Here is a 6,881-nt window from a genome sequence, read left to right as displayed (position 1 = left end):
CCCAGCGGCGCAGCGTCTCGGCCGTCATCCCCAACCGGGCCGACACCGCCTTGATCGCCGCCCACTCAGAGTCGTAATCGTCAACATGATCGATGACCAGCCGGACCGCCTTGGCACGGGTCTGCTCATCGTACTTGCCCGGCAGGAATGCAACCTTCCCAACGAAGGAGGTGCGCATCAAACCCGGGGTGGTTCAGCCTGCGACTGATGCCGGGCCGGCTTGCCGTTCTTGTCGGTCTTGACGACCTTGGTGGAGATGCTCTGCCCCAGGCCCCGATGGAAGTGGTGGTCTCGACATGTCAAGCCTCCAACCGGTGTGATGGTCGGCAGCTCAACGCCTGGTGGCACCCATGGTCCGGAAGGTCGGCGCTGGTGCGAAACGATGTGATGTGACGCACAGTGACGATCAGGTGGAGGCTCAGGAGGCTAGCCGAGGGCTCGCCTCTGAGGTCCAGGGGCGGGCTTGCCTGAGGTACTACAGAGGCAAAGAGGTGACCTGGGGGCATGAAGAAACCCAGGGCACTCACGTGACCTGGGCTGGGCTTTTGTGCGCCGCCAGGGACTCGAACCCCGAACCCGCTGATTAAGAGTCAGCTGCTCTGCCAATTGAGCTAGCGGCGCTTGGTGCTGCCTTCGAACGATGAGGATCGTAGCAGGGGTGGCTGGGAGATGCGAAATCGGTTGGGTCAGGGGTGGCGGGTGAGGACGGACATGGCGGCGTTGTGGCCGCCGAGGCCGGAGACGGCGCCGCCGCGGCGGGCGCCGGAGCCGCAGATCAGCAGGTTGGCGACGTCGGTCTCGGTGCCCCAGCGGCCGACGTCGGCGTCGTCGGTGGCCCAAGGCCACTGCAGGTCGCCGTGGAAGATGTGGCCGCCGGGCATGCCGACGGATTCCTCGATGTCGTACGGCGTCTTGGACTCGACGCAGAGGTTGCCGTCGGCGTCCCGGGCGATGCAGTCCTCGAGCGGTTCGGCGAGGTACGACTGCAGGCCGGCGAGCACCCGGCGGGTCGCCTCGGCCCGGGCCGCATCGTTGTCGAAGGCAAACAACCGGGCGGGGAAGTGGACGCCGAAGACGGTGAGGGTGTGGTGGCCGGAGGCAACCAGCGAGCGGGAGAGGATGGACGGGTCGGTCAGCGAGTGGCAGTACACCTCGGACGGCGGGACAGCCGGCAAGTCACCGCCCAGCGCCGCCTGGTAGGCGGATTCCAGCTGGCTGTAGTCCTCGTCGACGTGAAAGGTTCCGGCGAACGCGCGGGCCGGGTCGTCGCCCGACTTCAGCGCGGGGAGCCGCGACAGCAGCAGGTTGATCTTGAGCTGCGATCCCTCCGGCTTTTCGCCCGCCGGCCGGCCGCGGAGCGCATCCAGCGTGGTCGGAGCGACGTTCGCGAGCACGTAGGAGCTCTCGACAGTCCGCTCGCCGTCGCCTCCGAACCAGGTCACGGACGCGCCCACGCCGTCCGCCTCGACGGAGGTCACCGCCGCGTTGGTGACCAGCGAGGCGCCGGCGCGCCGGGCGGCTGCGGCCAGTGCGTCCGTCACCGCGCCCATGCCGCCGACCGGCACCCGCCACTCGCCGGTGCCGTTGCCGATCAGGTGGTAGAGGAAGCACCGGTTCTGGATCAGCGACTCGTCGTGCAGTCCGGCGAAGGTGCCGATGACGGCGTCCGTTGCGACCACCCCACGGACGGTGTCGTCGGTGAACCGCCGTTCGACGGTTTCGCCGAGCGGCCGTTCGATGAGTTCCTCCCACAGGTCGGCGTCGACACGTGCGCGCAGGTCGGCGGCGGACTGCAGCGGCTCGAGCAGTGTGGGCGCGACGGCCTCGGCCAGCGACCCGACCGCACCGTAGAAAGCTGTCCAGGCGTCGTACTCCGTGCTGCTCCCGGTGAGCGCCTCGAACGACGCCCGCGTGGCCGCACCCTCCGGTCGCTCGACCATCAGGCCGAGGTCGCGTCCGGACCGGCGTGCCGGCGTGTACGACGCCACCGCGCGCGATCGCAGTTCCAGGGACAATCCCAGGTCTGCGACGATCTTGTCGGGCAGCAGGCTGACCAGGTACGAGTACCGCGACAGCCGCGCGTCCACTCCCGGGAACACCTGCTGGCTGACGGCTGCGCCGCCAGTGTGCGACTGCTGCTCCAGCACCAGCGTGGACAGCCCGGACTGGGCCAGGTAGGTCGCGGCGACGAGGCCGTTGTGCCCGCCGCCGACGATCACGACGTCGTAGAAGTCCTTCATCCGACCGGCCAATCCAGCTTGGTGTACGCGGCGTCCCAGAACATCCATTCGTAGCGGCACGTCGTACCGAAGTGCTGGTGACAACGCTCCCGCTCCGACGCGCTCATGTCCAGCTGGTCGGTCACCGCGAGCACCGACTCGACCACGGCGTCGAACTCGTCCGAGCCGTACGTTTCGATCCACTGCCGGTAGAGCGGGTCCGGCGACGACCGCTTGAGCAGCTCTCGACCCACGTCGCGGTAGATCCAGTAGCAGGGCAGTACGGCGGCCACGGCCTCGGCGTACGTGCCGGTCGCGCAGACGGCCGTCAGATAGGACATGTACGCCGTGGTCGCAGGACCGGACCCGGCGGCGTCGACATCGGCAACCGTCAGGCCGAGCGAGCCGAGCAGGGAGGCGTGCAGCTCGCGCTCGACCTCGATCGCGTTGGCCGCGTGCAGCGCGAACATGCGGACCGCGTCCTCATCGGCCGCGCGGCCGGCGACCAGGGTCAGCGCGCGGGAGTACGAGCGCAGATAGTGACTGTCCTGGACGATGAAGTAACGGAACGCGTCGTGGTCCAGGGTGCCGTCGGTCAGGCCGGTGATGAACGGGTGCCGGACGATCTCGGCGTACACGGGCGCCCCGCCGCGGTCCCACAGCTCGCTGGAAAACGTCATCCCCAACTCCCTCGCCGTCGACTGCGACGACCTTATCCACAACGCGGCACGACAACACGAGACGAAAGTCACTCCCTGGCTCTACCCTGACGCCATGACCATGCAGGGGGAGCGGGTTGAGTCGAGGGACGGGATGCCGCCCGACACCCCTCTGCTGGCCCGGATCCGGGCGTCGGTGATCGGCGACGACCAGGTGATGCCCGGGCCGTACGGTCCACGCCGGGTCACGTACGCCGACTACACCGCCTCCGGCCGCGCGCTCACCTTCCTCGAGGACTTCATCCGCGCAGAGGTCCTGCCGCGGTACGCGAACACCCACACCGAGTCCAGTGGGACCGGACTGCAGACGACGCGCCTGCGCGAGGACGCCCGCCGGATCATCCGCACCAGCGTCGGCGGCGACGACGAGACCGCGGTGATCTTCTGCGGCTCCGGCGCGACCGGCGCGATCGACAAGCTGATCGGGATCATGGGGCTGCGGATCCCGGCGGAGCTCGACGACACGTACCACTTCACCGACCAGATCCCGCCGGAGCAGCGCCCGATCGTTTTCATCGGGCCGTACGAGCACCACTCCAACGAGCTACCGTGGCGCGAGTCGATCGCGGACGTCGTCGTGATCAGCCAGGACCACGACGGCCACATCGACATCGACCAACTCGAGTCGCGACTGGTCGAGTTCGCCGACCGCCCGCTGAAGATCGGTTCGTTCTCCGCGGCCAGCAACGTCACCGGGATCGTCAGCGACACGCGTCGCGTCTCGGCGCTGCTGCACCGGTACGGCGCCTTGTCGTTCTGGGACTGCGCGGCCGCGGCGCCGTACGTCGAGATCGACATGTACGGCGACGACCCGCTGGAGTGCAAGGACGCGATCTTCCTCAGTCCCCACAAACTGATCGGTGGTCCGGGGACACCCGGCGTCCTCGTCGCCCGGCGCGAACTGCTGCGCAACCGGGTCCCCGACGTACCGGGCGGCGGCACGGTCGCGTACGTGAACCCGCTCGAGCACCGCTACCTGGACGATCCGGTGCACCGCGAGGAGGGCGGGACGCCGGCGATCATCGGATCGATCCGGGCCGGGCTCGCGTTCCAGCTCAAGCAGGCGGTCGGGATCGACGTGATCCGGGCGCACGAGGACGCGTACCTGCGGCGTGCGGTGCAGGCATGGACCGCGGAGCCGAACATCCAGATCCTCGGCAACCTGGACGCCGAGCGGCTGTCGATCGTCTCGTTCGTGATCAAGGCACCCTCCGGGCGGTACCTGCACCACAATTTCGTCGTCGCGCTGCTGAACGACCTGTTCGGCATCCAGTCGCGCGGCGGGTGCTCGTGCGCGGGACCGTACGGGCACACGCTGCTCGGGATCGACCTGGTCCGGTCGCACGAGTTCGCCGAGGAGATCCTGCACGGGTGCGAGGGGATCAAGCCCGGCTGGGTCCGGGTCAACTTCAACTACTTCATCTCCGAGGCTGTGTTCACATACGTCGTGGAAGCAGTGAAACTGGTCGCCCGTGACGGCTGGCGGCTGCTCGGCGACTACCGCTTCGACCCGGCCAACGGTTTGTGGCGGCACCGTCGCGGCCCGGTCGAGCCGCCGATGCGGCTGTCCCAGGTCGGGTACGACGCCGACGGCACGCTGCGGTATCCGCGCCACGACCACACCGCGCCGGAGTCAGCGCTCGAGGGCTACCTGGCCGAAGCCCGCGAGCTGCTCTCGACCTGTCAGGAGAACCCGGACCGCGAGGGGCACGTGAACCCGGACTTCGACCACCTGCGCTGGTTCGACCTGCCCTCGCGCTGCTTGTCGGACCAGCCGTAACGCCGAACGCCTTCGCCAGGCGTTCGGGTGCTCGGACACTTCCAGATCGTTTTGTTGCTATGTACAACTGAATGATCGCGGTGATCGACCCCTCGGCAGGATTGAGCTAACGCAACTGCTCCTCGATCCAGTGGGCGGCGCCGGTTGCCTGGTTGTTGTCTTTGGCAATGACCTGGAGGCCGGCCGGGAGACCTTGCGTGGGCAGCGGGATGGTGATCGCGGGGTGTCTGGTGAGGTTGGCCAGGCGAGTGTTCCTCAGCAGTTGAGCGCGTACGGCGAGGGCGCCGGCCGGACTGTCGACGGCGTCGATGGGTGGCGCGGTGGTGAGGACCGTGGGCGTGATGAGCGCGTCGACCTGGCTCAGGATCTCGTCCACGGCCTTGGTGAGCTCGCCGGCTCTGGCGCGGGCAGCGTCGTACCGGCTCCTCGGGACGGCCGCGGCCTCGCGAAGTCGTTCCTGGACGTCGGGCTGGTAGCGGCTGGTGTCCCGGCCGGCGTGGTTGGCGGCAGCCTCCGGGCCTTGGAGGTCGGCGGCGGCCTGGAAGCTCTCGGCCCAGTCCGGGAGGCGAACGTCGATTGTCGACAATCGGCTGATCGACAGTGACCAGGCGGCTTCGACCTCCGGGGTGCAATCCAGGTACTCGTCGTTCACGACCACACCGAGCCGCTCGGGCGTGCGCTCGACCGGAGTAGTGCCGGTCAGCGCGGCGATCGCGTAGGCCGCGTCGGCAACGGTGTTCGTGAGTACGCCGACGTGGTCCAGGCTCGTCGCGAGCGGGAAGACCCCGTCGACGGGCAGCGTGCCGTACTCGGGTTTGAAGCCGACGACGCCGCAGAGTGCGGCCGGGATGCGGACCGATCCGGCGGTGTCGGTGCCGATCGCGAGCGGGACGATTCCGGCCGCGACCGCCGCGCCCGCGCCGGAGCTCGAGCCGCCGGTCATGCGGCTCGGCTCATGCGGATTGCGGCACGGACCGACCCGGTTCGACGTACCTGTGCAGCCATAGGCGAACTCGTGCGTGTGGGATAACCCGATGACGATCGCACCGGCCGTCCGGAGCCGCGCGACCACCTCGGCATCCCGTCGGCCGAGCTCGTCCATCGAGGCCGATCCGCAGCGGTACGGCAGTCCATCGACCTCGATGATCTCCTTCACCAGGACCGGTACACCGGCCAGCGCGCCGGTGCGGGCGTGGTCGGCCGCGGCCTTGCGGGCACCGTCCGCGTCGAGGTGCACGACCGCGTTCAGGTGCTTGGCGTCCTCGGCGCGCTGCAGCGCTTCCTCGACCAGTACGACGGGATCCAGCCGGCCGGTGCGGACCCCCTCGGCGATCTCCGCGAGGCCGATCATGCGCTGACCCGGTGATCGGCGGCGAGCTGGGTCGCCAGGTCGAGGGTGGCGTCGTCCAGTGGTTGTGGGTCGGTCGCGTCGTACGCCTCGAAGATGCGTTGCTCGACGGCCTCGACGGTCAGGCCGGGCACCTCCGTCGAGAGTGAGCCGACGGAGGCGGGGTCGAACGGCAGCTCCAGTTGCCCGTAGACCTCGGCCAGCAACGGCTGCAGCCGTGCGTCGTCGCCGACCACGGTCAGCGCGCTGAACAGCCAGCCGTTCGGTACGACGCGCTGGCCGGTCCCCACCAGCTTCACCACGCCGCGGGCGTTGACGCTGTGGGCACCCGGGCAGTACTCGCCCGGCACCGCACCGACCCGTGCGTCGATCCCGAGCCCGTGCAGCACTTCGGCGTACAGGAGACCGAACTGCTTGAACCGAGTCTCCAGCCCGTCAGGTGCCAGCCGCTCGTGTTTCACGTGGTCAACCACGAGTGCCTCCGTCGTGTAGGCCACCGGCCGCCCGCCCACGGCCCGCACCAGCGGCTCGAACCCAGCCGCCTGGGTCGCTCGCACAGCCGCCCGGAACCCTGGCAGGTGCGTGTCCCGCCGTCCGAACACCACCACCGGCGCGGCCGGCCGGTACACCCGCAGTGCCTCCGTCAGCTCACCGGCCGACGCCCGCCGCACCAACGCATGTGCGACCGCGAGCTCCAGCGCTTCGTCCGCACCCCCACCACCGAACACCAACACCTCGCCATCGTGTCATGTGAGACTCGGGCTCATGGGAAGCAGCCGGGTGTTGGGGGTCGATGCTTGTCGGAAGGGGTGGGT

5 protein-coding genes, 1 tRNA gene and 1 pseudogene are annotated in these 6,881 nt (G+C 69.0%); 1 reads left to right on the top strand and 6 read right to left on the bottom strand.

What is annotated here, in order from left to right; translation table 11 throughout:
* From E1218_RS34325 to tenA, 4 genes and pseudogenes are all read right to left on the bottom strand, one after another.
* Window positions 1-145, bottom strand: a pseudogene (locus tag E1218_RS34325) (IS3-like element ISMyma10 family transposase); the annotation flags it as partial.
* A gap of 403 nt (window positions 146-548) precedes the next feature.
* Window positions 549-621: transfer RNA gene (locus E1218_RS34320), tRNA-Lys, on the bottom strand.
* Window positions 622-686: 65 nt separating this feature from the next.
* Window positions 687-2,240 carry a phytoene desaturase family protein gene (locus tag E1218_RS34315; protein WP_132327208.1) on the bottom strand — a complete coding sequence of 518 codons (1,554 nt, stop codon included), beginning with the start codon at window positions 2,238-2,240 and terminating at the stop codon, window positions 687-689.
* A complete protein-coding gene (gene tenA, locus E1218_RS34310) occupies window positions 2,237-2,899 on the bottom strand; it encodes a thiaminase II (RefSeq protein ID WP_132327207.1) in 663 nt (220 codons plus the stop codon). The genes E1218_RS34315 and tenA overlap by 4 nt, the downstream gene beginning before the upstream one ends.
* Window positions 2,900-2,993: 94 nt before the next feature.
* Here tenA and E1218_RS34305 point away from each other — a divergent pair, with 94 nt between their 5' ends.
* The gene (locus tag E1218_RS34305) at window positions 2,994-4,718 is read left to right on the top strand and encodes an aminotransferase class V-fold PLP-dependent enzyme (RefSeq protein WP_132327206.1); all 1,725 of its coding nucleotides are present in this window, start codon (window positions 2,994-2,996) and stop codon (window positions 4,716-4,718) included.
* A 106-nt stretch (window positions 4,719-4,824) separates the two neighbouring features.
* On the opposite strand, the gene E1218_RS34300 is transcribed toward E1218_RS34305, so the two are convergent.
* Both E1218_RS34300 and E1218_RS34295 read right to left on the bottom strand, forming a co-directional pair.
* The gene (locus E1218_RS34300) at window positions 4,825-6,069 is read right to left on the bottom strand and encodes an amidase (protein WP_132327205.1); all 1,245 of its coding nucleotides are present in this window, start codon (window positions 6,067-6,069) and stop codon (window positions 4,825-4,827) included.
* Window positions 6,066-6,800 carry a lipoate--protein ligase family protein gene (locus tag E1218_RS34295; protein ID WP_233712663.1) on the bottom strand — a complete coding sequence of 245 codons (735 nt, stop codon included), beginning with the start codon at window positions 6,798-6,800 and terminating at the stop codon, window positions 6,066-6,068. Before E1218_RS34295 ends, E1218_RS34300 begins: the two co-directional genes overlap by 4 nt.
* Window positions 6,801-6,881 lie beyond the last annotated feature (81 nt).

The organism is Kribbella turkmenica (assembly GCF_004348725.1).
Taxonomy (GTDB): Bacteria; Actinomycetota; Actinomycetes; order Propionibacteriales; family Kribbellaceae; genus Kribbella; species Kribbella turkmenica.
This window is presented reverse-complemented; position numbering and strand designations above follow the sequence as displayed.

Bases quoted from the DNA above. Each gene is read 5' to 3' on its own strand.
- E1218_RS34305 (WP_132327206.1), top strand. From the start codon at position 2,994: ATGACCATGCAGGGGGAGCGGGTTGAGTCGAGGGACGGGATGCCGCCC.
- E1218_RS34315 (WP_132327208.1), bottom strand. From the start codon at position 2,240: ATGAAGGACTTCTACGACGTCGTGATCGTCGGCGGCGGGCACAACGGC.
- tenA (WP_132327207.1), bottom strand. From the start codon at position 2,899: ATGACGTTTTCCAGCGAGCTGTGGGACCGCGGCGGGGCGCCCGTGTAC.
- E1218_RS34300 (WP_132327205.1), bottom strand. From the start codon at position 6,069: ATGATCGGCCTCGCGGAGATCGCCGAGGGGGTCCGCACCGGCCGGCTG.